The organism is Phenylobacterium aquaticum (assembly GCF_022695515.1).
Classification (GTDB): Bacteria; Pseudomonadota; Alphaproteobacteria; order Caulobacterales; family Caulobacteraceae; genus Phenylobacterium; species Phenylobacterium aquaticum.
On sequence record NZ_JALDPT010000021.1, the window covers coordinates 63,514 to 88,215 of the forward strand.

The following is a 24,702-nucleotide window of genomic DNA, read 5'->3' on the forward strand; positions in this document are numbered from 1 at the left end:
GCGAAGCGAGGGGTCTGGAGGTCGCGCTCGACGATATCGTGCCGGGGCGCGCGCAGGTCAGTCGGCGAGCGGAGCCGGCTCGGGCGGCAGCAGGCCGCGGGCCTGATCGACCGCCACGGCCGTGCGGCGACGAACGATGTCGCCGGCCCGCGGCTCGCGGATCAGGGCGGCGCAATTGGCGGCCACTTCCAGATAGCTGGCGGCGAGGGTGAAATCGCGCACGGACCCGTCGCGGATCAGGGCCAGGCTTTCCTCGACATAGAAGTCGAGCTGCTCGGCCGCCTTCTCCAGCACCTTGGCGCGGGCCGAGGCGAAGCCGCCATAGTTGGAGCTGGTGCGGATGGCCTCGACGAAGGTCAGCACAGCCATGGCGCGCTCGGTGGCGCGGGGATCGGGATCGGTGGTGAAGCGCGGCAACTCCTTGCTCATCCGCGCCACCTTCACCTGCTGGGTCGGCAGGGCCGCGCCCATCAGCTTGGCGACCTCGCGCAGGCGGCCCTCGACGCAGCCGGCCAGCTGGCCCTTCTGCTTCTTGACCCGACCGCCCCAGCCGCCCTCGTGGGCCAGCTCGATGCTGCCTTCCATCTCGGCGATCTGGCGGGTGACCAGCTCGACCACGGTCGCGGCGTGGCGGCCGGACTTGGCGCCGCCGTCCAGGTCGAACTTGGCGATGTGGACCAGGTTCTCGTCGATCAGCTCCATCAGGCGAAGGGCGAAGATCGAGAGCTCCGACGCCGCAAGATAGCGCTCCGCCGGATGATCCATGACCGAGGAGACGACGCGCAGGATGGTCCAGGGCTCGGCGAGCTGGGCCGAGAGCATCTCGAAGAACCGCGGCGCGGCGTCCTCGGCGATGGTGATCGCGTCCTTATAGGCAAGGCGCGCGGCGGCGGCCCGCTCGTCCGTGGTCCGGCTGATCCAGTCGGGAAGACGCAGGGTCGCGGCGCGGACGATCGCACCAATGTCCAGGCATGCGGCCAGGGCGTAGGCGTTGCCGGGCCGGACCGCGTCGAGGCAGTCGGCGGCGGCCATGAAGTCGTGGGTGTCGCGATTGCGCAGCCCTTCGGCGGCGCGGGCCACCAGGGCGTCGAGCGGCTCGGGCGAAGTTTCGTCGGGCCGGAAGTCGGCCAGGATCCGCGCGGCGAGCGCGACCTCGCCCGGCGCTTCGGCCTTAAGGCCGCGCCAGATCAGCGACAGGGCGCGGGCGGGAAACACCAGGCGTGTGCTGATCCGGCCGTCGCCGACGAACAGCGGCGCCACAGGGGCCAGGACTGCGTTGCGCAGACGACGATCAGCGACCTCGGATTCGACCAGTTGGCGCACGCCCGCCAGGGCGCTGTCGCCGGAGGCGGCGGACAGGGCGTTTTGCAGTCCGCCGACAATCTTGTCCGGGGCGGACTCGACCAGGTGTCGGACAATTTCAATCTTGTGGTCGGACAGACCCGTCATGAGGCGCTCCAGACCCGGAACAGGCCCGCGTCATCCCCATCCTTCCGCGCTGCGAGTTAAGGTTTTCCAAAAGCTAAGGAAAACGAGTGACGGCGTTCCGCGACAAAATGGCAACCAGGGGTTTTAGGCCTCCGCCCGAGGCAACTCCATTTCGACCATGAGGCCGCCCAGGCGCGACTCGCCGAGCTTGAGCACGCCGCCATAGGCGCGGGCCAGCTCGTCGATGATGTTGAGCCCCAGACCCGAGCCCGGCGCCGATTCGTCGAGCCGCGCGCCGCGCAGGAGAGCAGCCTCGCGCCCTTCCGGCGTAAGCCCCGGGCCGTCATCCTCGACGGTCAGCCGCAGGCGTGACGGACTGATCTGCTCGGCCCTCACCCGCACCCGGCCGCGACACCATTTGCAGCCGTTCTCCATGGCGTTGCCCGCCAGTTCGAGCAGGTCCTGCCGCTCACCCAGAAAGTGCAGATCGTCGGCGGCGTCCCAGTCGATGGTGACGCCCTTGTCCTGAAAAATTCGCTCGAGGGTCCGGGAAAGCTCATCCAGCACCTCGGCGACCCCGGTGCGTTCGCCGGAGCCCTGGGTCCGGGCGGCGGCGCGGGCGCGGCGCAGGTGGTGATCGACCTGGCGGCGCATGGCCTCGGACTGGCGGGTCACCACCTCCGACAGCGGCCCGGGCTGCTGCACGGCCTCGGTCAGCATGACCGACAGCGGGGTCTTTAGCGCATGGGCGAGATTGCCGACATGGGTGCGCTGGCGCTCCACCACTTCCTGATTGTGCGCCATCAGGGCGTTGAGCTCCTCCGCCAGGGGGGTGAGTTCGCTGGGATAGTCGCGGACCACCCGCTCGGCCTGGCCGCGGCGGATCTGGGCCACCTCGCGCCGCAGGGCGAAGAGCGGGTTCAGGCCGACCCGCACCTGGATCACCACCGCCGCCACCAGGCCTGCGCCCAGCAGCAGGAACACCACGGCCGTGGCGGCCACGAAGCTGCGGATATCATTGTCGACCGGGGTGCGGTCCTCGGCGGCCATGAAGATCACCGGCGCGGCCCGGCCGGCAGCTTGGCCTGGCTGACCATGGCCCGCAGCGGCTCTTCCAGCGGCCCGCGGGTGTCGTAGGAGACCGGCTTGCCGGGATTGGCGCTGAGCGCCTCGACCGCGCCGACGGGCGCGCGCAGGTCGCTGTCCCACAGCGAGCGGGAGCGGACCAGGATGTGCAGCCTGCCGCCGGCCGGCTCGGCGATCTGCCAGTACTTGCCGGAATAGGCGCGCAGGGCGCGCAGGTCGGTCAGGGCCGGGGCCAGGACCTGGCCCTTGTCGCCAATGGTGGCGCCGGCCACCAGATTGTCGATCAGCTCCGCAAGGCCCTGGTCGAAGCGCCTCAGGGCCGCCTGCTGGAACAGCAGGGACAGGACCAGCGCCGAGACCAGCAGCACCGCGAGGCTCCAACCCGCGGCCAGGATCACCAGCCGCCGGACGAGCGAGGGACGGCGCAGGGCCTCGGGGATCACGAGCGCGCGGCCTCGCCCCCCAGTTCCTCGGCCGGCGCGGTCAGGCGGTAGCCGAGACCCCGCACCGTATCGATGCGGTCGGATCCGATCTTCTTGCGCACCCGGCCGATGAACACCTCGATGGTGTTGGAGTCGCGGTCGAAGTCCTGGTCATAGAGATGCTCGACCAGCTCGGTGCGGCTGATCACCCGGCCCTGGTGCATCATCAGATAGTGCAGCAGGCGGTATTCCAGCGAGGTCAGGCGCAGGGGCTCGCCATTGACGCTGGCGCGGGCCGCGCGCGGATCCAGGCGCAGGCCGCCGCAGGACAGGCTGGGGGCCGCGTGGCCCGCGGCCCGGCGCAGCAGGGCGCGCAGGCGGGCCAGCAGCTCCTCGGTGTGGAAGGGCTTGGTCAGATAGTCGTCGGCCCCGGCGTCGAAGCCCGCGACCTTCTCGCTCCAGGCGCCGCGCGCCGTCAGGATCAGCACCGGCGTGGAGACCGCGCCGCGCCGCCAGCGCTCCAGCACCGAGACCCCGTCGACCTTGGGCAGGCCGAGATCGAGCACGACAGCGTCGTAAGGCTCCGTCTCGCCCAGGAACTGGGCCTCCTCGCCGTCGGGGGCGTGATCGACCGCATAGCCGGCGTCGGCCAGCGCCGCCTTCAGCTGCCGCGACAGATCCGGATCGTCCTCGACCAGCAGGATGCGCATGGGATTCCTCTTAGCCGCCCTGGCGGCCGATGATGGCGCCGCTCTCGGCGTCGACGATGAAGATCATCACCCGGTTGTCCGGGGTTTGCCACTGCACGAAATAGGCGGGTCGTCCGCCATAGTCGCCCATGGTCGTATTCAGCTGGCGGCCGGGCACACCGGAGCCGCGAATGGCGGCGATCACCCGGGCGAGCGGCACCTGGCGGCCGCCGCGGACGGCGTCGCGAGCCTGGTCCTGGTCCCCGCGCCCGGCCCCATAAGAGGGCCGGCCGTAGTCAGGATAGCCCTGGGCCGAGGCGGCCAGAGGCGCGGCCAGCAGGACAAGTATGGCGAGAAACCGCTTCATCTTCGCTGTTCTAGGCGCCCCTGACTGAACCCAAGCTGAATGGCCGGTTTATGAAGTCGCAAACCGGGCCTGTCACGCCCGCTCAACCGGGACGGCGTCGCGGCGCATAGGGACGCTCACTCCGCCAGCGTTCGGCGAAGGCCTCCAGCTCCGGATCGGGCGTCTCGGGCAGCATCAGGACGATGCGGGCGATCAGGTCGCCGCGCTTTCCGACGCTGTTGGACAGCCCCTTGCCCTTAAGCCGCAGGGCCTGGCCGGAATTGCCGCCCTTGGGCACGGTGAGCGTCACCGCCCCGTCCGGGGTGGGAGCCTGGACCTTGCCGCCCAACACCGCATCCGGCACCGAGACCGGCAGGTCCATGACCAGGGTCTCACCCTCGCGCTTGAAGACCGGATGCGGCCGGATGGCCAGGTCGATCAGGGCGTCGCCCGGCCCGCTGCGGCCCGGCGAGCCCTGGCCCTTGAGCCTCAGGGTCTGGCCTTCCTCGGCGCCCTTGGGGATGGTCACGTCGATGGTGCGGCCGTCCGAGAAGGCGATGCGCTTCTTGCCGCCGTGGATCGCCTCTTCCAGGTCGATCTCCAGCTTGGCCCGCACGTCCGCACCGCGTTGGGAGAAGCCGCCGAACCCGCCGCCCTGGCCGCCCCCGCCCGGCCGGCCGCGGCCGAGGATGTCGCCGAACAGGTCGGACAGGTCGATATTGTCGAACCCTTCCTGACGGCCGGGGCTCCAGCCCTGGGAGAAGCCGCCCGGGCCACCGGCCCCGCCGCCGAACGGGCCGCCGCCGCCGAAGCCGCGCATGGTCTCGCGGCCGTCGGCGTCGATCTCGCCGGCGTCGAATTTCTTTTTCTTGGCGGCGTCGCCCAGGATGTCGAAGGCCGCGCTGACGCGCTTGAACTTTTCCTCCGACGCCTTGTCGCCCGGATTGGTGTCGGGATGGTGCTGCTTGGCCAGCTTGCGGAACGCCTTGCGGATCTCGTCGGCGCTGGCGCCGCGAGACACACCCAGTTCCTGATATGGATCGCCCGCCAAGGAATAGCCCTTCAGATGCTGTGGAAACTCTGGGCCTCAATTAGGCGGTTTAGCCTGGGGCGCAAGAGCTATTGTTGCAGAAAAGTCACAGTCCGTTTCGTGGTCAGTCCCGGCCGCGTTCTTCCATCAGATCCCAGGCCGCATAGTCGAGCGCATCATCCGGATCGTCGAGGGTCGCCTCGCTGATCGTCTCGCCCCGCACCGAAACGCCCGCGGCGTGGACGCTTTCCGGGTCACCGCTGACCAGCGGATGCCAGTCGGCGAGGCCACGGCCCTCATTGATCCGTCGATAGGCGCAGGACAGTGGCATCCAGGCGAGCCGTTCGACATTGTGCGGCGTCAATTTAATGCAATCCGGCACATGGCGCTTACGGTCGGCATAGTCGGAACAGCGGCACAGCTCGGGGTCGAACAACTTGCAATGCACGCGCGTGGGGACGACCTCGCCCGATTCCTCATCTTCGAAGCGAACCAGGCAGCACAGGCCGCAGCCATCGCATAGACTCTCCCACTCCGGGACAGTCATTTGTTCGAGGGATTTTGTTTCCCAGAAAGGTCTTTTGGACATGCTAAGCAGCGTCCTAGACCAATCCCCAGCCGCCTCTCACTAGTTTTCTCGCACCGTGTCCGACTGGAACCTCGAACCCTACCGCTTCCCGGACGGAAAACCGGCCCAGCCTGAGGCCGCGCCCACGGCTGCGCCCGAGGCGGCGCCGGGGCCTGATCCGTTCGCGGGCGAGGCGACCGAGCCCGAGGAAACCTTCCGCGCCGACCTGCCGGCCTCCAAGTCCAAGAAGGCCAAGAAAGCCAAACCGCCCAAGCCTCCGAAGCCGCCCAAGCCGCCGCGGCGGCGTGGCGGCGGCGGTGGGGGACCGCGTCGGCCGGGTCGCTGGGGCTGGGTGCTGCCGACCCTGGGCGCCCTGGCCCTGGTGCTCGCCCTCGTCGGGATCGGCGGGGCCATCTACATCCAGCAGGTCTATCTGAAGGACATTCCGCCGCTGCCGGCGCGGGAGTCGCTCTATGCGATCAACCGGGCCCCGGCGATCCGCTTCTTCGACAAGAACGGGGTCCAGATCGCCCTGCGCGGTCCGAAATACGGCGACCGCCTCGCCCTCAACCAGCTGCCCGACTATGTGCCCAAGGCGTTCCTGGCGGCCGAGGACAAGCGCTTCTACCACCACGGCGCGGTCGACCCCCTGGGGATCTTGCGGGCGGCTGTCGCCAACTATCGCGCCGGCCGCGTGGTCCAGGGCGGCTCGACCCTGTCGCAGCAGCTGGCCAAGGGCCTGTTCCTGACGCCCGACCAGACCCTGAAGCGCAAGCTGCAGGAAGCCGTCATGGCCATGCGGCTGGAAAAGATGCTGAGCAAGGACGAGGTCCTTGAGCTCTACATCAACCGCATCTTCTTCGGGGCCAACACCTTCGGCATCGACGGCGCCTCGCGCACCTATTTCGGCAAGCCCGCCAGCCAGCTGCGCCTGTCGGAAGCGGCCCTGTTGGCCAGCCTGCCCAAGGCGCCCTCGCGCATGGCCCTGAACCACAACATGGTCGGCGCGCTCGCCCGCCAGCGGCTGGTGCTGGAGAACATGCGTCAGGAGGGCTGGATCACCGCCGAGGAGATGGAGGCCGCCGTCGCCGACACGCCCCGGCTCAGCCCCACCGCCCTCGGCAATGACGGGGACATGGGCTACGCGCTCGACTACGCCACCACCGAGGTCCTGAAGCTGGTCGGCCCCAATTCGCCGGACCTGATGGTCCGCCTGACCATCGATCCGCATCTGCAGGCCGCTGGCGGCCAGGTTCTGCGCCAGGTGGTCGGCTCCACCGGCGCCGCGGCGGGCGCAAGCCAGGGCGCCCTGGTCGCCATGTCCTCCGAGGGCGCGATCCGCACCATGGTCGGCGGGCTCGACTACAATCAGAGCGTCTTCAACCGCGCGGTCCAGGCGCGCCGCCAGCCCGGCTCCAGCTTCAAGCCCTTCGTCTATGCGACCGCTCTGGAGAAGGGCGTCATGCCCACTGACGTCCGCATCGACGGCCCGGTGAAGTTCGGCGACTGGCAGCCGGAGAACTATGGCGGCGGCTATAAGGGCGCGGTGACGGTCGAGACCGCCCTGATGCTGTCGATCAATACGGTCGCCGTGAAACTGGCCCAGGAGGCGACAGGCCCGGCGATCGCTGAGCTGGCCAAGCGCTTCGGCCTGACCACCATTCCGTCCAATCCCAATCTCTCGATCGCGCTGGGCGCCTATGAGGTGCCGCTGATCGAGATGGTCTCCGGCTTCCAGGTGTTCCAGCTGGGCGGCAACCGGGTCACGCCCTACATGGTCGACGAGATCAAGACCGTGGCCGGCGCGCCGGTCTATCAGCACCAGACCTCCTCGCCCGTGCCGGCCTATGACGTCGCCCGGGCCAGCATGATGGTCAAGATGATGGAGAAGGTGATCTCCGGCGGCACCGGCACCCGCGCCAATTTCGGCCGCCCCGCAGCCGGCAAGACCGGCACCAGCCAGAACTGGCGCGACGCCTGGTTCATTGGCTTCACCCCCGACTATGTCGCCGGTGTCTGGGTCGGGAATGACGACGAGAAGCCGATGAACAAGGTCACCGGCGGCATCGTCTCGGCCGAGATATGGCGGCGGTTCATGATGGTGGCGCACGAGAACCTGCCGGTCCGCGACTTCGACTGGCTGATGCCTGATCCGGTTCCGGAGATGGAGGCCGATCCGCGCAACGCCTTCTACGAGGAGCTGTCCGGCGACTTCGCCGCGGCCGGCCGCGACGCCCAGGCCGCCCTGCCCGACGGCCCCGACAGCGACAAGACCCCCGACAAGCCGGCGGAAGATATTCCTTTCTAGCTTGATCGCGGCCCGCGCGTCGCTATGTCGGGGCCCGCATGAAGCCACCCGTCCTCGCCCTCAAGGAGGTCCGTCTCGCCGACGGACCCAAGATGCTGTTCGACGGCGTCGATCTCGGTCTCGAACCGCGTAGCCGCGCCTGCCTGGTCGGGCGCAACGGGGCGGGCAAGACCACCCTCTTGAAGGTGCTGGCCGGCGCCCTGCAGGCCGATGAGGGTGAGCGGGTCGTCACCCCGGGCACGACGGTGGCCTATGTGCCCCAGGAACCCGACATCACCGGCGACACCGTGCTCGACTACGCCACCGCGGGCGGGGCCCAGCCTTATCAGGCGGAATCGACGCTCGCCCTGTTCGGCATCGACCCGGCCAAGTCCACCGTCGGCCTGTCGGGCGGCGAGATTCGCCGCGTGGCCCTGGCCCGCGCCTTCGCCGAGGATCCGGACGTCCTGCTGCTCGACGAGCCGACCAACCACCTCGACATCCTGGCGATCGAGACGCTGGAGACCGAGATCGCCGGCAGCCGCGCGGCCATGCTGATCATCAGCCACGACCGCGCCTTCCTGGAGCGCACCACCGGCCGCTGCTTCTGGCTGGAGCACCGCAAGGTGCGCCGACTGGACAAGGGCTTCGAGGCCTTCGACGCCTGGGTCGAGCAGATCATCGCCGCCGATGTCGAGGAAGGCCGCCGGCTCGATAAGCAGCTGGAGAAGGAAGAATACTGGCTTCGCCGGGGCGTGACCGGCCGCCGGGCCCGCAACGAGGGCCGCCGCCGCGCCCTGCTCGACCTGCGCGCCCAGAAGCAGGCCCGCCTGCGTGAGGTGCGCGGCGACCTGACCATGGCCATCGCCTCCTCGGGCCTTTCCGGCCAGCGGGTGGTGGAGGCCAAGGGCGTCAGCAAGAGCTTCGGCGACCGCGTGCTGTTCAAGCCGTTCTCCACCCGCATCCAGCGCGGCGACCGGGTCGCCATCGTCGGCCCCAACGGGGCGGGCAAGACCACCCTGGTGAAGCTGCTGCTGGGCGAGATCGCCTCTGACTCCGGCGAGGTGAAGCTCGGGGCCAATCTGGAGATCGCCTATATCGATCAGGCCCGCGCCGACCTGAAGCCGGACATGATGCTGCGCGACGTGCTGACCCCGTTCGGCGGCGACCAGGTGATGGTGCGCGGCCAGGCCAAGCATGTGGCGGCCTATGCGCGGGAGTTCCTGTTCACCGACCAGCAGATCCGCCAGCCGGTCCGCAGCCTCTCGGGCGGGGAGCGCAACCGCCTGCTGCTGGCCCGCGCGCTGGCCACGCCGGCCAATCTCCTTGTGCTGGACGAACCGACCAACGACCTCGACATGGACACGCTGGACCTGCTCGAGGACATCTTGGCCGACTATGAGGGCACCCTGATCCTGGTCAGCCACGACCGGGACTTCATCGACCGGCTGGCCAGCTCGACCATCGCCCTGAACGGCCGCGGCGACGTGGTCGAGACCCCCGGCGGCTGGCAGGACTTCCTGCATCAGAACCCGGGCTATTTCCGCGCGGTCGGCGCCACAACCTCCTCGGCCCCGCCCAAGCCGGCCCCGGTGAAGGTCGAGGCCGCCAAGCCGACCAAGCTCTCCTACAAGGACCAGCGCCGTCTGCAGGAGCTGGAGGCGGCGCTCGCCGCCCTGCCCGACAAGATCGCCAAGCTGGAGGTCGACCTCGCCGATCCGGGCCTCTACGCCCGCGACCGCGCCGCCTTCGACCGCATCAACGTGCAGCTGGAGAAGACCCGCCAGGAGCTGTCGGCCTCGGAAGAGGAATGGCTGGCCCTGGAAGAGCGCCGCGAGGCGCTGGAGGCCGGGCGCTGAGCGGCCTGCGCCTTAGCTGTGGATAAAATTAAGGTTTGATTCACCAGGACATTTCGGCGGCGACCCACGCCTTGTCCACAGCTTACCCACTGATCCGCTTGGGTTTTCCCACATCGGCGGAAACTCGGGCGGTTGCTTCATACCGGGTTCGGTGAGAACGTCAAGGCGTCGAGAGGGACCGCGGCGCGGCCCGGACGGAAAGCCGGAAACGGCGGACCTGTCGGGGCAGACGAGCGGAAGGTTCTCGGGAAGGCCGGCGCCGGGGCGACCTGGGGCCAGGACTTCGCGGGGACACCAGTCGGTGACGGATACCAGCGGGGCGACTCGCGAACGAAGTCAGGGCTGACCTTGCGACCCAGATCCCCCAACGGATCTGAAATAGAGGGCGACGTCGCGGGAAACCGAGGCGCCGCCCTCTTGCTTTTGGGGCCGGCGTTTCGCGTTACCCAGATTGCCTTCCGCCTAAAGCGCATTAGGGTCCCAGGCCATACTGTTGGGGTCCCGTCATGAAGTTCCTGCGCGCCGCCGCCGTCGCCGCCCTCGCCGCTCTCGCCTGCGCCTGTTCGCCCAAGAAGGCCGAGGTTGCGCCCGCCGGCCAGGTCACCATCCGCTTCGCCACCGACTGGCGCGCCCAGGCTGAGCACGGCGGGTTCTATGAGGCGCTGGCCACCGGCGAATACGCCAAGCGCGGCCTGAACGTGCAGATCGTCCAGGGCGGCCCCGGCGTGAACGTGCCGCAGCTCCTGGCCTCCGGCGCGGTCGAGGCTGGCATGGGCTCCAACAGCTTCGTGGTCATGAACCTCGCCCAGCAGAACGTGCCGGTGAAGGCCGTCGCGGCGATGATGCAGAAGGACCCCCAGGTCCTGATCGCCCACCCCGACCAGGGGATCAACGGCATCGCCGATCTGAAGGGCCACCCGATCCTGCTGTCGGACGCCTCGGTCACCGCCTTCTGGGTCTGGCTGAAGTCGAAGTACGGCTTCACCGACGACCAGATCCGCAAGTACACCTTCAATTCCGCGCCCTTCCTGGCCGACAAGAAGGTGGCCCAGCAGGGCTATGTGACGTCGGAGCCCTACACCCTCGAGAAGGAGGCCAAGCTGAAGCCGCAGGTCTTCCTGCTGGCCGACAACGGCTATCCCTCCTACGCCACCATGGTCCTGGTTCCCCAGAGCCTGATCGACAAGAACCCCGCCGCCGTGCGCGCCTTCGTGGAGTCCAGCGCCAAGGGCTGGCACGACTATCTCTACGCCGACCCCAAGCCGGCCGACGCCCTGATCCGCAAGGACAATCCGGAAATGGCCCAGGACGTCCTGGATCAGGCCCGCGACAAGATGCGGTCCTACGGCATCATCGACGGCGGCGACGCCAAGGCCATGGGCATCGGCGCCATGACCGACGCCCGCTGGGCCGAGTTCTTCAACATGGCCGCCAGCCAGGGCGTCTATCCCAAGACCCTCGACTACAAGAAGGCCTACAGCCTGGAGTTCGTCACCCCCGCGGTGAAGTGATCCGGCTTCCTCCCCCGCTTGCGGGGGAGGGCTTGCCTCCCGAAGCGTCACGGTCCATCCAGGGCGGGCGTCCGCTGTCGATCGGGACGCACCCGCGACGGCCGGCGCTATACTGCGACCCGCGGCGGATCTGGCAGGGGGCGTGCGTTGAGGATTGCGAAGCTGCGGTCGGTTGGACCGCTCGTCGCGTCGAGGGGGCGTGAAAGCCTATTCCCCTCCCCCGCAAGCGGGGGACGCGCCCAATGACCTCCCCCGTCGCCGAACTCACCTCCGTCGAGGTCGACTACCCCAAGCGCGGCCGCGCGCTCGGCCCCTTTGATCTCACCCTGGGCGCCGGCCAGATCACCGCCCTGGTCGGCCCCTCGGGCTGCGGCAAGTCCACCGCCCTGCGCCTGCTGGCCGGGCTGGAGCAGCCGACCCACGGAACCATCCGCCGCGCCGCCGGCCGCGGGGAGACGTCGGTGGTGTTCCAGGCGCCGACCCTCGCCCCCTGGCTGACCGCCCGGGAGAATGTAGCCCTGCCGCTGGAGCTGTCCGGAACGCCCCGCAAGCTCGCCCGCGAGAAGGCTGGCGAGGCGCTCACCCGCGTGGGACTGGGCAGCGCGGTCGACGCCCGGCCCGCCCAGCTGTCGGGCGGCATGGCCATGCGCGCCTCGCTCGCGCGCGCCCTGGTCACCGAGCCCCGCCTGCTGCTGCTCGACGAGCCCTTCGCGGCCCTGGACGAGATCACCCGCCGCACCCTGGCCGACGACGTCCTGGCCCTGTGGGCCCAGACCCGGCCCGCCATTGTCTTTGTCACCCACAATGTCGAGGAGGCCGCCTATATGGCCGACCGCGTGGTGGTGATCACCCGCGGACCCGGCCGCATCGCCGGCGAGGTTCTGGTCAACGCCCCCCTGCCCCGGCCGGAGGGCTTCCGCGCCACCGCCGTGTTCCGCGAGGCCTCCGAGGCGGTGTCCCAATTGCTGGCCAAGGGCGCGGAGGCCGTCGCATGAGCAAGGTCGCCGACGCCCTCGCCCCCTTCGCCCTGATCGCGCTCCTGCTGGCGGTCTGGGAGGCCGCGGTCCGCATCACCGGCGTGCCCGCCTATTTCCTGCCGGCTCCGTCCGCCGTCGCCGTGGCGCTCGCCACTGACACCGGCAGCCTGATCCAGGCGGCCTGGAACACCCTGTCCGTGGCGCTCATCGCCCTGGTCATCGCCAGCCTCACCGCCCAGCTGATCGCCCTGATCGTGGGGTTGAGCCCGTTTCTGGAACGCGCGGTGCGCCCGCTCGCCTCGACCCTGCAGGTGACCCCCGTGGTGGCGATCGCGCCGCTTGTGCTGATCTGGGCGGGCATCGACCACCCGGAGCGGGCCATTGTCGCGCTCGCCGTGCTCGTCGCCTTCTTCCCGATCTTCTCCGGCGCGGTGACCGGGCTTAAGGCCGCTGATCCGGATCTGGAGCGCCTGTTCGATCTCTATGGCGCCAGCCGCATCCAGCGCGTGCTGCGGCTGCGCCTGCCCTCGGCCGTGCCCTTCCTGCTGGAAGGCCACAAGGTGGGGGCCGGTCTGGCGGTGATCGGCGCGGTCGTGGCCGAGTTCGGCGCCGGCTCGGGCGGCGTGCGCGGCCTGGCCTGGCGCATCCTCGACGCCGGCAACAAGCTGCAGACCGCGCGGATGATCGCCGCCCTGGTGGTGCTGGGCCTGATGGGGGTCGTGCTGCACGCCCTGCTCGATCGATTGGAGCGCGTCGGGCTCGCCTGGTGGCGCGGTCGTTAGAGGAGGGTTAAGGCCGCGGCCTTAGCCTTGAAGGACCATGCGTCTCTCGCCCCTCCTGGTCGCCGTGATCCTCGGCGCCGCGCCCGCCGCGGCCCTGGCCGGCGACCGCTATGGAAACGGCGATTACGCCCCCGAACCCCGCCCCTCGCTGATGAGCCGGGCCCTGGGCTGGGCGCACAAGTCCGACACGCCGCAAGACGACCAGGCCCCCGTGGTCTACGCCCAGCCCGAGCCCCTGGCCCTGGCCGGCCAATTCCTGCGCGGGCGCAGCCCGACGCCCGGCGCGGCGGCCCTCCGCCCCTCGCCGTCGGACCGGTCGCAGGTCGCCTATGCGCCGGTCTATCCCGCCTTCACCCCGCAGGAGCCCTATCGCCCCGCGGCCGCCCGCCCGGCCGTGGCGCCTCCGGAGGCGCCGACCGCGCCGCCGCCTGAGACGCCGAGCGGATCTCCGGCCCTGGCGGGCGGTCTGCCGCCCTATGTTCCCCCGGCCCAGGCCGCCGTCTCCACGCCTCAGCGGCTGGCGGAGGCTGCCCCCACGACGCACAGCGGCGGCGAGCAGGCGCGCCTCTATTCCGTCCATCGCCCCTATGGCCTTACCCCCGACGCCATCGCCGAACCCGCCCAGGGCCAGCAAGGCTATGTGCTGATCGGCCCGTCCGGCGGCGGGGTCGCCCAGGCGCCGGCGGAGGACGCGGCCGGCACGGTCGCCCGTGACGACGCCGACGGCGACGGCGGCGACAAGCGCGAACGCCCGTTCTGAGCCTGACCATGTCCCAGTCCAAGCTGCACGATCTGATCGCCCTGGCCCAGGAGCCGTCGAGCGCCCGGCGTCGGGAACTGCTGCGCGGGGTCACCGACCTGTTCTTCAGCCCCACCGATCCCCGCGGCGAGGCGGAGACCGCCCTGTTCGGCGACATCATGACCCAGCTGGCCGGCGAGATGGAGGATGCGGTCCGCGGCGAGCTGGCCGAGCGCATGTCGCATGCCGAGGCCCCGCCCGCCGGCCTGATCGGCGTCCTGGCCCGCGACAGCTCCATCGAGGTGGCGCGCCCGATCCTGCAGCATTCCTCGGCCCTCACCGACGACGACCTCTTGTCGGTCGCCCACAGCCGCGGCCAGGCCCACCTGCGCGCCATCAGCCAGAGGCGCACCATCTCGGAAGTGGTCTCCGGGGTGATTGTCGAGCGGGGCGATGACGAAACCCTGGGAACCCTGCTCGCCAACGAGGGCGCCCTGCTCTCGCGCGAGACCCATGAGCGCGTGGTCGACCGTGCGGTCGACAACCCCGCCCTGCACGCCGCCGTGGTCGCCCGCCAGTCCCTGCCCATCGACCTGCTGAACGAGATGTATTTCGTGGTCGAGGCCAAGCTGCGCGGCGAGATCCTCGAGCGGAACTCGGGCATGGATCCCGAGGCCCTGGATCGGGCGCTCGCGGTCGGGCGCAAGCAGGTGGCCGCCCGCGACGGCGCCCTGCCCGCCGACTATGACGAGGCCGAGCGCAGCATCCGCCTGCTGCGGGCCCGCGGCGGCATCACCCCTCCGGTCCTGGCCGGCTTCCTGCGCAATGGCGAGACCAGCAAGTTCTTGGTCGCGCTCAGCGAGCTCGCCGACATCGACTTCCACACCGCCCGCCGGATCCTGGAACGCCGCGAGCTCGACGCCCTGTCGATCGTCTGCAAGGCGGCGGATTTCGACCGCTCGCTCTATCTGACCTTCGCCGTGCTGATCCTGGATCGGGAAGACAACGCCCTTGGCCGCGCCCGGGAATATGGCGAACTCTACGCCGCCCTGCCTCGCGAGGCGGCCCAGCGCACCATCCGCTTCTGGCGCATCCGACGTCAGACCGGCGACGTCGCCGCCGCCTGATCGCTCGCCGCAGCCGCCTCGATGCGGGGCGGCAGTCCGATCTCCGCCAGACGGTCCAGAAAGGCCTGGGTCAGGTCGGCGAAGTCCGAGGTGCCCCTCACGAATTCAGGGCGGTGCAGCACGCGCTCAGGCATGATCAGGCCGCCATCCCCGCGACGCTCGAGATAGCCGCGCTCCACCAGCAGCTTGGCGTGACGCCGCACGGTTTCGTAGGGGACCAGGAGCGCCTTGCCGACCGCATAGACCGATACCGCGCGGCGCAGCTCATCCGGCGGCACCGCGTCCAGGCTGGCGTACTGACGGCCTAATTCGAGGTCGGTGATCAGATGCTGGACATTGGCGTTGGTCACATAGCGCAGGATCAGCACGCTCAGGGTTTCCAGCCCCAGCGCCTGGGCCGACCGCTCCAGGCCCTCCAGAAAGAAGGTCATGGTCTGGCGCAGCGCCTCGCGGCGGGCGTCCGGCACATCCATCCGCAGGGCGCCCCGGCCGTGCAGCCCCGTCACCGCGGCGTCGGCCACGAACTGGGTCAGCGCCTCCCAGGTCTCCGTGAGCGCGCGCTGGTAGCCCGGACCCTCGATGGTCGAGGTCGGCAGGATGATCCCGCCCTCGACCGCCAGGCACAGCCCGTCGCCCTGCAGCTTGCGGACGTGACGGCGGACGGTCTCGTAGGGAATGCCGGTCGCCTTGGCCACGGCGTAGATGCTGACCGGCCGCCGCAGCGAATCCGGTGGAATGGCGTCGGCCGCGGCGTAGCGGGCCGCAAGCTCCGGATCGGCGAAGAGGGGAGCCAGATTGGCGCGCACGATTCCAAGGGCCACCAGGGCGGTGATCAGGTCGCGGTCTATGGTCAGGGCGACGATACGGGCGGCGCGCAGCAGGAAGCGCGCGCCCAGCCGGCTCAACTGCCGCTGATGGTCTGCCGACCCCGTTCCCCCCGCTTGCACGATCGTGTTTCCCAAACTGCGACTCGGGGGATTTGACCACACGGTCACCTCGGACGCGAATGGCGTAATCGCCGCACCCTGGGGTTGGGTCGGTTGCGCCCAACTCGCCTTGAACGCCCCCGGCGCCCCCGCCCGAAAAGATGTGCGCGATGCTTAGGCGCCGGCTCGGACCCGGGCCGAAAGCGACGCCTGCGCCATTGCCAGCGGCGCCCCGCGGCCGAACCTTGAGGAACAGAGTTCCGGCGCCCCGGAACCTGCGGAGCAAGGTCCCATGTCCCAACAGCCCTTCGATTTCGCCCGCATGGGCCGACGCTCGTTCCTGCGCGCCGCGGCGTTCGCCGCCGCCACGCCCATCCTGGCCGAGGCCGACCTGGCCCACGCCGCCCAGGCTGGCGCGGTGCCCGCGGGTCTCGCCGTCCATGGCCAGGGACCCGACGTCCCGCCGCCCGGCGCCGTGCTGATCAACGCCAACGAGAACCCGCTCGGCCCCTCCAAGGCGGCGCTGGAGGCCATCGCCAAGGCCGCCCCCCTCGGCGGTCGCTATGACCGCATCGGCGAGACCGAGATGCTGGCCATGACCTTCGCCGAGCAGCACGGGCTGAAGAAGGGCTATGTCGAGATCTATGCCGGCTCAGGCGAGGCCCTGCACTACACCGTGCTGGCCTTCACCTCTCCCACCCGCAGCTTCGTCACCGCCGACCCGTCCTATGAGGCCGGCATGTACGCGACCCTGACCAGCGGGGCCAAGATCGTGAAGGTCCCGCTGACCTCGACCTACGCTCACGACGTGAAGGCCCTGGTCGCGGCCGACCCCAACGCCGGAGTGATCTATATCTGCAACCCGAACAATCCGACCGGGACCCTGACCTCCAAGGCCGACATCGTCTGGGCGCTCGACAACAAGCCCAAGGGCGCGATCCTGCTGGTCGACGAGGCCTATATCCACCTGTCCGACGCCGAGGACGTGATGGACATGGTGGCGGCCGACAAGGACCTGATCGTCCTGCGCACCTTCTCCAAGATCTACGGCATGGCCGGCATCCGTGCGGGCGTGGCGGCGGGCCGCCCTGACCTCCTGGCCAAGCTCAAGGCCTTCGGCCAGAACCCCATGCCGATCACCTCCTCGGCCGCGGCGCGAGCCTCCCTCTTGGATTCCGACCTGATTCCGGCCCGCAAGAAGCTGATCGGCGACACCCGCCGCGACACGATCGCATGGCTGAAAGCCAATAATTACAAGGTGATCGGCGACAGCCAGTCGAACTGCCTCATGATCGACACCGGCCTGCCGGGCAAGGCGGTGATGGCCGCCATGAAGGCCCGCAACGTCTATATCGGCCGCACCTGGCCGATCTGGCCCAACGCCGTGCGCATCTCGGTCGGCACGCCCGAGGACATGGCCGCCTTCAAGACGGCCTTCAAGGCGGTGATGGAGAACAAGGCCATGGCCGAGCTGAAGGGCGCGCGCCACGCGGGCGTCGACCTCGCCGCGATCGAGCCGCGGCTGCACTGGTCCTAGGGCTTGGGCGCAGGCGGCGGCGGCGCGCCGAACTCGAACCGGAACGGCACCCGCAGCCGGGCGCCCACGGTCGGCAGCCCCTCCGGGGTCCAGACCGAAACCTGCACATAGGGCGCGACGGCCAGGGCGCTGGCGCCGAAGCCCTTGTCGGGCGGAGATTCGCTGGCGACCTTGCAGTCCGAGACGTGGCCGCCGGGCGCGATCAGACAATCGAGCGCCACCCGTATCGTGCCCGTGGGCTCTGACCCCTTTGGCATCGCCGCTGTGAACTGTTGGGCGGTCGGCGCCGAGATCCAGTTGGGCTTGCCGACAACAGGCGTGGAATCCGACTTGAGCATGTCCGTCACGAAGACGACCGAGATCTGCATGACTGCGCCGCGGGTCGATCGCCCGTCGGCGAGGGTGGTGGGAGCCTTGAAAAGCGGTGCGAGTGATTTCGCAGCCGCGCCAAAGCCCAACCCGCCGGGGTCTTCGGTCAAGACGGTGCAATACTGAATCTGTCCGTCGCTCCGGACATTGCAGCTCAAGGCGGCGCGTCCTCCGGCGCCTTTGGCGCGGGCCTTCGCGGGATAGGCCTCCACGACCTGCGCATAGGTCGGCGCAACCGTCAGGAGGGCCACGGGGAGCAACATGCGCCCCTCCACGCCGCCCTGAGGCGGTTCATAGGAGGGAAAGGTGATGGGTATGCGGACTTCGCTCTCGACCGGTTTTCCGTTTCGGATGGCCGGCTTCATCAGGAATTGAGACGAAACCATCACCGCCGCCGCGCCAAAGCCGGCGCCAGCGGGGCTCTCCGACAACACCACGCAGCTGTTGAGCAGGCCGCGCTCGGTGACCTTGCACCCGATCAACGCCTTGCCGCCGGCCCCGACTTGAGCGGCGTCATGCGGCCAGACCGCCATCAGATCCGCCTGGGTCGGCTTCTTGAGCCAATCGGCGTTGGAGTCGCCCGGCGCCAGCTTGCTGTCCGCCGGTGGCGCGGCGGCCGCCGTCGTTGCGGCGAACACCGAGAGCGCGGCCAAAAGGGCCCGTTTCACAAAAACCAACTGTCGTCCCCCGCCCACCGCAAACAGCAGTGATCGCCCCGGCGCCCCCACGGGCCGGGCTGCCACCTATGCTTGCACGTTACACGGGTGGGCGAAAGCCTCAGGCCGCCGGACGGCGTCTCACTGGCGTCGTCGCGTCGAGGCGATCCAGGGCCTCGGCGGCGACGATGCTGAGCGAGCGCAGGCCCTGTTCGGCGAAGACGTCGAGAGCGGCGTTCAGCGCCATGGCGGCGGCGGCGCGTTCGCCGCGATCCTTGCCGGTGATGTCCATCCGCGCCTCATAGAGGCGGGCCAGATTGACCTGCAGCAGGGCCCAGGCGGTCGGGTCACGGCCGGCCGACAGCGCCGTCAGTTCGATGCGGAAGGCGGCCTCGGCGGCGTCCAGCACCGCCAGATCGCCGGTCAGCTCCGCCGAACGAGCCAGGCACAGGGCGCGGTTGGAGGCGGCGACGGCGCGGAGCGCCAGAGCCGGCGTCTCCTTGAACACCAGTCCGGCGCGGTCGTAGCAGGTCACGGCCTGCTCATAGGCCCGCTCGCTGGCCCCGGCCTCGCCGAGCGCCTGGAGGCCTTGGGCCAGGGCCGTCTGGACGCGGGCCCAGTCCAGGGGGCTGTGCTCCCGCGACAGCTCGTTCAGGACATCGGCGAGCGCGGTGACGGCGTCGGCCAGGGGTTCGATCTGGCCGCCGATCTCGCCCAGCAGGGCCATGGCCTGGCCGCGGGCGGCGGCGACACGGGCCCAGCTCAGCGGCTCATAGGCCTGGTCCAGGCCCTCGCCGGCCAGCTCGGCCTCGTTGAGCGCCTGTTGCAGCAGGTCGCGGTCCTTGAGGCGCGCGCCCCAGCCAAGCAGCAGATCGGCGCGCACCAGGCGCGCCTCGACCGCCAGCAGGCGCGCGGCCCGGCAGCGGCGGGTCAGGGTCCGCAGGCCCACGATGGGGGTGGAGAAGCGGGCGGCGGTCACCCGCGCCAGCTGGGCGTCGCCGTCGCCCATGCGATTGCGGCCCTCGATGGCGGCGATGCCGACCTCGGCGAGCGGCAGGGCCAGGCCGCCGCGGGCGGCGGCGCGGGCCTCACGGAAGGCGGCCTCGGCGGCGGCGTTGAGGCCGTCATCGCCGAACAGCTCGGCGCCCAGCATGGCGCAGAAGGCCTGTTCGCAGCGGGCGCGGGCCCAGCCGTCAGGACGGCGGTCACGTCCGAAGAGTTCGGCGGCGGCCTCGGCGCCGGCGGCGGCCCGGCGCAGGGCCACGGCGTCGCCCGAGCGGCGGGCGATCTCGCGCCAGACGATGGCGGCCTCCAGCCTGCGCTGGGCGCGGTCCTTGGCGCCCATGCGGCCGGCGGCGATGTCGGCGGACTTGGCCTCGGCCCGCAGCATGTCGAGATCGAGCAGCTCCAGCAGGGACGCGTCCCGCCGGTCAGACCATCGCGCGCCACGTTGAGATTCTCGGCGCCGAACAGACGCTTCAATTCCCGACCGAACTCGAACATGGATCCACTCCGATCCCCCGCCGGAGTCTCAACACGGGACGCCTGGGACGGGTTCAGATCGGAAGCAGCAAAGCCGGAGCCGAAGAACTTAACAAGTGGTTAACTGCTTGATTATGGTTAACGAATTCCGAATCTTCGCGATTGACGCGATTTCGCCTCGCTCAGGCGGCGATCAGCCGAAGATCGCGGCGTGATCCGCAGGGGTCAGGATGCGCCAGGCGCCGGGCTCCAGATCGTGCGGTAGGGCCAGGCCGCCGATGCGGTCGCGGTGCAGGGCGGTGACGTGATTGCCGGTCGCCGCGAACATCCGGCGCACCTGATGATAGCGGCCCTCGGTGATCACCAGCCGGGCTTCCTTGGGTCCCAGGACCTCCAGCGTCGCCGGCTCCAGGGGATCGGTCTCCCCCTCCAGCATCAGGGTCCCGGCGGCGAAGATCGCCCCCTCCTCGCCGCTCAGGGGCCGATCCAGCATAGCCACATAGCGCTTGGCCACATGGGCGCGAGGCGAGATCACCCGGTGCAGGAAGGGCCCGTCATCGGTGATCAGGAGCAGGCCCGAGGTCTCCTTGTCGAGCCGGCCGACCGTGGACAACCCCGGCATTCGGGCCCGCCAGCGATGCGGCAACAGCTCATAGACGCTGCGGCCGACCTCCTTGTGGGAACAGACCACGCCCAGCGGCTTGTGCATCATCAGGGTGAGCGGCGCGGGCGGGTCGACCGCGACGCCGGACAGGGTCATGCGGGCCGGCAGGTCGGCCGTGACGGCGATCCGCGCGCCGGCGTCCTTCAGGGTCACGCCGTCCAGCACCACCTTGCCGTCGCGGACCAGGCTGTTGACCTCGCGCCGCGAGCCATAGCCGAGATTGGCCAGCAGCCGGTCGAGGCGGGCCATCATCGGCTTGGCGGGCTTCTCGCTCACTTGCGGGCCTCATAGACCTTGAAGCCGCCGACCTCGACCTTGGGCGTCACCTTGGCGAAGGTCTCGGCGAGCGTCGCCTCGTAGGGCAGGTGACGATTGGCGACCAGCCAGCAGGTCCCGCCCTTGGCCAGCATGGCGCCCGCCGCGCGGATGAAGGCCGAGCCCAGGGCGCGGTCCTCTGCGCCGCCGTCATGGAAGGGCGGGTTCATGACCACGAAGTCGAGGCCGGTGACCTGGCCCTCCGTCCGCCGCACATCGGCCCAGCGGACCTGGACGCGCGGGTCGTCGAGATTGTGCCGGGCGCATTCGACCGCGCGGCGGTCGATGTCGATGGCCGTCAGCTCACTGATCTCGCCCTGGGCCAGGATATGGGTGGCCAGCACCCCTATGCCGCAGCCGAGGTCCGCGCCCCGGCCCTTCAGCGGCGGCAGGTGCTCGATCAGCCGCGCGGTGCCCGGATCGATCCGGTCCCAGCTGAACACGCCCGGCTGCGACCACAGGCCCAGGGATGCGACCAGGCGCGGTCCGCCCGCGGCCATGGCCTCGGCCAGGCTGGTCGGCGCCTCCGGGCGCTCGACATAGCAGAACCGGTGATGGCGGCGCGCATCCTCGCTGACCTCGCAGCCAAACCGCTCCAGCGCCTTCTTCAGCCGCGAGCCGCCCTTGTCCTTGGGCGCGAAGGCGGTCAGCGCCGCATTCGGCTTGAGCACGCGCAGGGCGTGGGCGAGGACGAAATCCCGCTCCAGCACGCCGGGCGGCGCCAGGATCACCGCCTCGTCGACCGAGGCGTCGGCCATCGCCGCCAGGTCCGCCGAGCCGGGGATCAGGGGCGAGACCTGGGTCGCGCCCGGCGGAATGTCCGTCAGGCCGGGGGCCGGGTTTCCATAGAGGATCACGCCGCTCATCGGCGGCTAGCCCCGTTCCTTGGTGCGCTCGAAGCCGACCTTGGGATAGCGCTCGGCCACATAGCCGATCTCCCAGGCGGACTTGGCCAGGAACACCGGCTGGTCGTCGATGTCGGTGGCCATGGCGGTGCGGTGCTTGTTCTCGAAGTCCTCGACCTCGGCCTTGGCGCCGGTCAGCCAGCGGGCCTCGGCGAAGGGGCTGGCCTCGAACTGGACCTCCAGCTGATATTCGTTGGCCAGGCGGTCGGCCATGACCTCGAACTGCAGCTGGCCCACGGCGCCGACGATGAAGTCCGCCCCGAACTGCGGGCGGAACAGCTGGGTCACCCCCTCCTCCGCCAGGCCTTCCAGCGCCTTCTTCAGGTGCTTGGCCTTCAGCGGATCCTTGACCCGCACGCGCTGGAGGATTTCCGGGGCGAAGTTGGGCAGGTCCGCGAAGCGCAGCAGGCCGGTCTCCGACAGGCTGTCGCCGACCCGCAGCACGCCGTGGTTCGGAATGCCGATGACGTCGCCGGCGAAGGCCTCTTCCGCCAGTTCCCGGTCGGAGGCGAAGAACATGATCGGCGCATTGACCGACAATTGCCGGCCGGTGTTCTGCACCTTCAGCTTCATGCCCCGGGAGAACCGCCCCGAGGTCAGGCGCAGGAAGGCGATCCGGTCGCGGTGATTGGGGTCCATATTGGCCTGGACCTTGAAGACGAAGCCGGTGACTTCCGGATCGCCCGGGACCACGTGGGTCGGCTCGCCCGACTTGGTCGCGGCCACGGCCTTGGGCGGCGGGGCGTAGGCGCCCAGGCCCGCCAGCAGCTCGTCGACGCCGAAATGGCGCAGGGCCGAGCCGAAGAACACCGGGGTCATGTGACCTTCCAGGAAGGCCTGGGGATCGAAGGGCTTCGAGGCCTCGGCGACCAGCATGGAGGCTTCCTCCAGCTCGGCGCGCTCGTCGGGCTCCAGATAGCTCATCACCGCATTGCCGCCGAAGGCCACGGCGTCGGGGTGGCCGTCGTCCGGCTCGGCGCCGCGCTTGGCGTAGGGCTGGAACTTCTGGGTCCGCAGATCCAGCATGCCCTTGAACCGCCCGCCCGACCCTGCCGGCCAGAACAGCGGCGCAGGATCCAGCGCCAGCTTGGAGCCGATCTCGTCCAGCAGAGCGAAGGGGTCCTGGGCCTCGCGGTCCATCTTGTTGATGAAGGTGACGATCGGGATGTCGCGCAGGCGGCAGACCTCGAACAGCTTCAGGGTCTGGGGCTCGATGCCCTTGGCGGCGTCCAGCACCATGACCGCGGCGTCGGCGGCCGTGAGCGTCCGATAGGTGTCTTCCGAGAAGTCCTCGTGACCCGGGGTGTCGAGCAGATTGAACATCAGACCTTCGTGGTCGAAGGTCATGACACTGGCCGAGACCGAGATCCCGCGCTCGCGCTCGATCTTCATCCAGTCCGACCGGGTCCGCCGGTTCTCACCCCGCGCCCGCACCGCGCCCGCCGCCCGGATCGCGCCGCCGGCCAGCAGCAGGTTCTCCGTCAGCGTCGTCTTACCGGCGTCCGGGTGGGAGATAATGGCGAAGGTGCGCCGACGGGCGGCCTCGACGACGGGAGAAGTGCTCATGCGCGGGCGATACCGCGCCCGGGCCCGTCAGGCAAATGGTGGCGGGGATAGATCGCGCTCGCGCGCCCTCATCCGCTCATCCCGGCGAAGGCCGGGACCCAGATCATAGGGCGCAACGCTATCCAGATGGGGCCGAGCGACCTTCCCGCCACACACTGAGCTTTTCGCTCTGGGTCCCGGCCTTCGCCGGGATGAGCGGAGTTAAGTCGCGGTCAATTGCGAGCCCGGGTTCGCCCCTTAAGCCGCCAACCGCCGCCAGACCTGGCGATCCGTATGCAGGGTGTCGAGCTCGCCCTCGTCCTGGCGCAGGCTCAAATGGGCCATGGTCTCGAAGTCCACCTGGCGATAGCTGACCAGCACCTCGGCCGGCGCGCCGCCGAAGCGGGTGGCGATGAACTGGGCGGCGTTGATCGCCGGCGCCTTGGCCAGGATCAGGGCCGCCAACCGCTTGGCGCGGTCCGGCCGCGTGAGATGCAGCAGGGGCTCCTCGGCATAGAGCTCCTGGCCCAGCCGGGTGACCGCATTGAACGTCAGGGCGTCAAACCGCCGGCTCATCGCCTTCGGCGCGAACTTCGGATTTTCGAGTTCAAGCACCACGTCGTTCATCAGGAACAGCATCAGCGGGTACGCACCGGTCAGTTGGGGAAGCCGATGCGCTAGATCTCACACCCCTGCTTTCGGCCCGGTGCACAAAGGCGGTGAACGGGCGTTCACCGTGATGGGTCACCCCACCTCCACCGGCTCCGTCAGGAAATGCCGGCCGTCCTTGTCCTCGACCTCGACCACCCAGATATCGGGATCGACCTTGATGGCGCGCTCGATATAGCGGTCGAGGTCGCTTTCCTGCTCCGAGACCGCCGGGCGCATCCAGACCCGCTCGCCGTCGCCGCGGGTGGCTTCCGCATAGAGCCTGACCGTCCTGTCGCTGCGGTTCAGCACCTTGACCAGCACCGAGCCGGCGCGGGCGTCGCCCTTGCGGATCAGCATGGCGAAGCCCCCGCCCAGCTCGACGCGACGGATCAGGGCGGCGACCCAGATGTCGGTGGACAGCATCATCGCAGGGTCGGGCCTCGCTAACGGAACAGAAAGGCGCGGCGCCTAAGGTCACGCTCAGTTCTCGAACCATACGAGAAAACAGGTGAGCATGACGAGTACGCGCAAAGATGCGCGGCGCGTCGTGTGTGGATGGATGGGGTTATTGCTCGGCGCCAGCGTGATGGCGGCGCCCGGGCTCGCGAGTGCGTCAAGCCTCGACCTCTTCTACGAGCGCACGGTGATGGCCGCCGCCGACACCCGCTGCGGCCTGTTTTCAGGCGGCGTGGGCTCGGCCCTGGCCGCCGCGCGCGTCCAGGCCCGCGGGCCGCCATGCGGCCGGCGCCGACCGCGCGACCCTGAAATCCGTCGAGGCCCGAGCCATCGCCCGCGCCGCGA

At 69.7% G+C, this 24,702-nt stretch carries 23 protein-coding genes and 1 pseudogene; 9 read left to right on the forward strand and 15 right to left on the reverse strand.

Going from position 1 to position 24,702, the window contains the following annotated elements:
* Window positions 1-57: 57 nt before the first annotated feature.
* From MQH10_RS15745 to MQH10_RS15775, 7 genes are all read right to left on the reverse strand, one after another.
* A complete protein-coding gene (locus MQH10_RS15745; protein ID WP_242564976.1) occupies window positions 58-1,449 on the reverse strand; it encodes a hypothetical protein in 1,392 nt (463 codons plus the stop codon).
* A 123-nt stretch (window positions 1,450-1,572) separates the two neighbouring features.
* On the reverse strand, window positions 1,573-2,478 hold the full coding sequence (locus MQH10_RS15750; protein ID WP_242564977.1) for an ATP-binding protein: 906 nt from the start codon (window positions 2,476-2,478) through the stop codon (window positions 1,573-1,575).
* 5 nt (window positions 2,479-2,483) lie between these two features.
* Window positions 2,484-2,957, reverse strand: a complete 474-nt coding sequence (locus MQH10_RS15755; RefSeq protein WP_242564978.1) for a sensor histidine kinase N-terminal domain-containing protein — start codon at window positions 2,955-2,957, stop codon at window positions 2,484-2,486.
* Entirely contained in the window at window positions 2,954-3,646 is a 693-nt protein-coding gene (locus MQH10_RS15760; protein ID WP_242564979.1) for a response regulator transcription factor, read from the reverse strand. Before MQH10_RS15760 ends, MQH10_RS15755 begins: the two co-directional genes overlap by 4 nt.
* Before the next feature lie 10 nt (window positions 3,647-3,656).
* Window positions 3,657-3,992, reverse strand: coding sequence for a PepSY domain-containing protein (locus MQH10_RS15765; RefSeq protein WP_242564980.1), 336 nt, complete (start codon window positions 3,990-3,992; stop codon window positions 3,657-3,659).
* A gap of 82 nt (window positions 3,993-4,074) precedes the next feature.
* Window positions 4,075-5,022, reverse strand: coding sequence for a DnaJ C-terminal domain-containing protein (locus MQH10_RS15770; RefSeq protein ID WP_242564981.1), 948 nt, complete (start codon window positions 5,020-5,022; stop codon window positions 4,075-4,077).
* Window positions 5,023-5,125: 103 nt separating this feature from the next.
* Window positions 5,126-5,590: a YcgN family cysteine cluster protein gene (locus MQH10_RS15775; RefSeq protein ID WP_242564982.1), complete on the reverse strand. Its 465-nt coding sequence runs from the start codon at window positions 5,588-5,590 to the stop codon at window positions 5,126-5,128.
* A 55-nt stretch (window positions 5,591-5,645) separates the two neighbouring features.
* On the opposite strand from MQH10_RS15775, the gene pbpC reads away from it, so the two are divergent.
* The 7 genes from pbpC (at window position 5,646) to MQH10_RS15810 (ending at window position 14,851) form a co-directional block, all read left to right on the forward strand.
* Window positions 5,646-7,877: a multimodular transpeptidase-transglycosylase PbpC gene (gene pbpC / locus MQH10_RS15780; protein WP_336605115.1), complete on the forward strand. Its 2,232-nt coding sequence runs from the start codon at window positions 5,646-5,648 to the stop codon at window positions 7,875-7,877.
* A gap of 38 nt (window positions 7,878-7,915) precedes the next feature.
* Window positions 7,916-9,715, forward strand: coding sequence for an ABC-F family ATP-binding cassette domain-containing protein (locus MQH10_RS15785; RefSeq protein ID WP_242564983.1), 1,800 nt, complete (start codon window positions 7,916-7,918; stop codon window positions 9,713-9,715).
* Window positions 9,716-10,221: 506 nt separating this feature from the next.
* On the forward strand, window positions 10,222-11,226 hold the full coding sequence (locus MQH10_RS15790; RefSeq protein WP_242564984.1) for an ABC transporter substrate-binding protein: 1,005 nt from the start codon (window positions 10,222-10,224) through the stop codon (window positions 11,224-11,226).
* A gap of 242 nt (window positions 11,227-11,468) precedes the next feature.
* The gene (locus MQH10_RS15795; RefSeq protein WP_242564985.1) at window positions 11,469-12,221 is read left to right on the forward strand and encodes an ABC transporter ATP-binding protein; all 753 of its coding nucleotides are present in this window, start codon (window positions 11,469-11,471) and stop codon (window positions 12,219-12,221) included.
* On the forward strand, window positions 12,218-12,985 hold the full coding sequence (locus tag MQH10_RS15800; RefSeq protein WP_242564986.1) for an ABC transporter permease: 768 nt from the start codon (window positions 12,218-12,220) through the stop codon (window positions 12,983-12,985). Before MQH10_RS15795 ends, MQH10_RS15800 begins: the two co-directional genes overlap by 4 nt.
* A gap of 37 nt (window positions 12,986-13,022) precedes the next feature.
* Window positions 13,023-13,745, forward strand: a complete 723-nt coding sequence (locus MQH10_RS15805; RefSeq protein ID WP_242564987.1) for a hypothetical protein — start codon at window positions 13,023-13,025, stop codon at window positions 13,743-13,745.
* Between the two features lie 8 nt (window positions 13,746-13,753).
* On the forward strand, window positions 13,754-14,851 hold the full coding sequence (locus tag MQH10_RS15810; RefSeq protein ID WP_242564988.1) for a DUF2336 domain-containing protein: 1,098 nt from the start codon (window positions 13,754-13,756) through the stop codon (window positions 14,849-14,851).
* Here the strand turns inward: MQH10_RS15810 and MQH10_RS15815 are convergent.
* Window positions 14,824-15,756, reverse strand: a complete 933-nt coding sequence (locus MQH10_RS15815; RefSeq protein WP_242564989.1) for a hypothetical protein — start codon at window positions 15,754-15,756, stop codon at window positions 14,824-14,826. The two genes, MQH10_RS15810 and MQH10_RS15815, sit on opposite strands and share 28 nt — an antisense overlap.
* A gap of 313 nt (window positions 15,757-16,069) precedes the next feature.
* Here MQH10_RS15815 and MQH10_RS15820 point away from each other — a divergent pair, with 313 nt between their 5' ends.
* Complete coding sequence (locus MQH10_RS15820; protein ID WP_242564990.1) at window positions 16,070-17,314, forward strand: pyridoxal phosphate-dependent aminotransferase; 1,245 nt, start codon at window positions 16,070-16,072, stop codon at window positions 17,312-17,314.
* On the opposite strand, the gene MQH10_RS15825 is transcribed toward MQH10_RS15820, so the two are convergent.
* The 7 genes from MQH10_RS15825 to MQH10_RS15855 form a co-directional block, all read right to left on the reverse strand.
* Window positions 17,311-18,411 (reverse strand): TonB family protein, encoded by a 1,101-nt coding sequence (locus MQH10_RS15825; protein WP_242564991.1) that lies wholly within the window; start codon window positions 18,409-18,411, stop codon window positions 17,311-17,313. The genes MQH10_RS15820 and MQH10_RS15825 overlap by 4 nt on opposite strands.
* 49 nt (window positions 18,412-18,460) lie before the next feature.
* Entirely contained in the window at window positions 18,461-19,729 is a 1,269-nt protein-coding gene (locus MQH10_RS15830) for a hypothetical protein (RefSeq protein WP_242564992.1), read from the reverse strand.
* Window positions 19,730-20,014: 285 nt separating this feature from the next.
* Window positions 20,015-20,734: a pseudouridine synthase gene (locus tag MQH10_RS15835; protein WP_242564997.1), complete on the reverse strand. Its 720-nt coding sequence runs from the start codon at window positions 20,732-20,734 to the stop codon at window positions 20,015-20,017.
* Window positions 20,735-20,757: 23 nt separating this feature from the next.
* Window positions 20,758-21,666 carry a class I SAM-dependent methyltransferase gene (locus MQH10_RS15840; RefSeq protein ID WP_242564993.1) on the reverse strand — a complete coding sequence of 303 codons (909 nt, stop codon included), beginning with the start codon at window positions 21,664-21,666 and terminating at the stop codon, window positions 20,758-20,760.
* Window positions 21,667-21,672: 6 nt separating this feature from the next.
* Window positions 21,673-23,271 carry a peptide chain release factor 3 gene (locus tag MQH10_RS15845; RefSeq protein WP_242564994.1) on the reverse strand — a complete coding sequence of 533 codons (1,599 nt, stop codon included), beginning with the start codon at window positions 23,269-23,271 and terminating at the stop codon, window positions 21,673-21,675.
* A gap of 237 nt (window positions 23,272-23,508) precedes the next feature.
* Window positions 23,509-23,889 carry a hypothetical protein gene (locus tag MQH10_RS15850; RefSeq protein WP_242564995.1) on the reverse strand — a complete coding sequence of 127 codons (381 nt, stop codon included), beginning with the start codon at window positions 23,887-23,889 and terminating at the stop codon, window positions 23,509-23,511.
* Window positions 23,890-23,994: 105 nt separating this feature from the next.
* Window positions 23,995-24,327 carry a DUF1491 family protein gene (locus MQH10_RS15855; protein ID WP_242564996.1) on the reverse strand — a complete coding sequence of 111 codons (333 nt, stop codon included), beginning with the start codon at window positions 24,325-24,327 and terminating at the stop codon, window positions 23,995-23,997.
* Between the two features lie 82 nt (window positions 24,328-24,409).
* Here MQH10_RS15855 and MQH10_RS15860 point away from each other — a divergent pair.
* Window positions 24,410-24,702 (forward strand): annotated as a pseudogene (locus MQH10_RS15860) (hypothetical protein); the annotation flags it as partial.

Coding starts and splice junctions, on each gene's coding strand:
- MQH10_RS15745 (WP_242564976.1), bottom strand. CDS start 1,449: ATGACGGGTCTGTCCGACCACAAGATTGAAATTGTCCGACACCTGGTC.
- MQH10_RS15750 (WP_242564977.1), bottom strand. CDS start 2,478: ATGGCCGCCGAGGACCGCACCCCGGTCGACAATGATATCCGCAGCTTC.
- MQH10_RS15760 (WP_242564979.1), bottom strand. CDS start 3,646: ATGCGCATCCTGCTGGTCGAGGACGATCCGGATCTGTCGCGGCAGCTG.
- MQH10_RS15765 (WP_242564980.1), bottom strand. CDS start 3,992: ATGAAGCGGTTTCTCGCCATACTTGTCCTGCTGGCCGCGCCTCTGGCC.
- MQH10_RS15775 (WP_242564982.1), bottom strand. CDS start 5,590: ATGTCCAAAAGACCTTTCTGGGAAACAAAATCCCTCGAACAAATGACT.
- MQH10_RS15785 (WP_242564983.1), top strand. CDS start 7,916: ATGAAGCCACCCGTCCTCGCCCTCAAGGAGGTCCGTCTCGCCGACGGA.
- MQH10_RS15790 (WP_242564984.1), top strand. CDS start 10,222: ATGAAGTTCCTGCGCGCCGCCGCCGTCGCCGCCCTCGCCGCTCTCGCC.
- MQH10_RS15795 (WP_242564985.1), top strand. CDS start 11,469: ATGACCTCCCCCGTCGCCGAACTCACCTCCGTCGAGGTCGACTACCCC.
- MQH10_RS15800 (WP_242564986.1), top strand. CDS start 12,218: ATGAGCAAGGTCGCCGACGCCCTCGCCCCCTTCGCCCTGATCGCGCTC.
- MQH10_RS15805 (WP_242564987.1), top strand. CDS start 13,023: ATGCGTCTCTCGCCCCTCCTGGTCGCCGTGATCCTCGGCGCCGCGCCC.
- MQH10_RS15810 (WP_242564988.1), top strand. CDS start 13,754: ATGTCCCAGTCCAAGCTGCACGATCTGATCGCCCTGGCCCAGGAGCCG.
- MQH10_RS15820 (WP_242564990.1), top strand. CDS start 16,070: ATGTCCCAACAGCCCTTCGATTTCGCCCGCATGGGCCGACGCTCGTTC.
- MQH10_RS15830 (WP_242564992.1), bottom strand. CDS start 19,729: ATGCTGCGGGCCGAGGCCAAGTCCGCCGACATCGCCGCCGGCCGCATG.
- MQH10_RS15835 (WP_242564997.1), bottom strand. CDS start 20,734: ATGGCCCGCCTCGACCGGCTGCTGGCCAATCTCGGCTATGGCTCGCGG.
- MQH10_RS15840 (WP_242564993.1), bottom strand. CDS start 21,666: ATGAGCGGCGTGATCCTCTATGGAAACCCGGCCCCCGGCCTGACGGAC.
- MQH10_RS15845 (WP_242564994.1), bottom strand. CDS start 23,271: ATGAGCACTTCTCCCGTCGTCGAGGCCGCCCGTCGGCGCACCTTCGCC.
- MQH10_RS15850 (WP_242564995.1), bottom strand. CDS start 23,889: ATGCTGTTCCTGATGAACGACGTGGTGCTTGAACTCGAAAATCCGAAG.
- MQH10_RS15855 (WP_242564996.1), bottom strand. CDS start 24,327: ATGATGCTGTCCACCGACATCTGGGTCGCCGCCCTGATCCGTCGCGTC.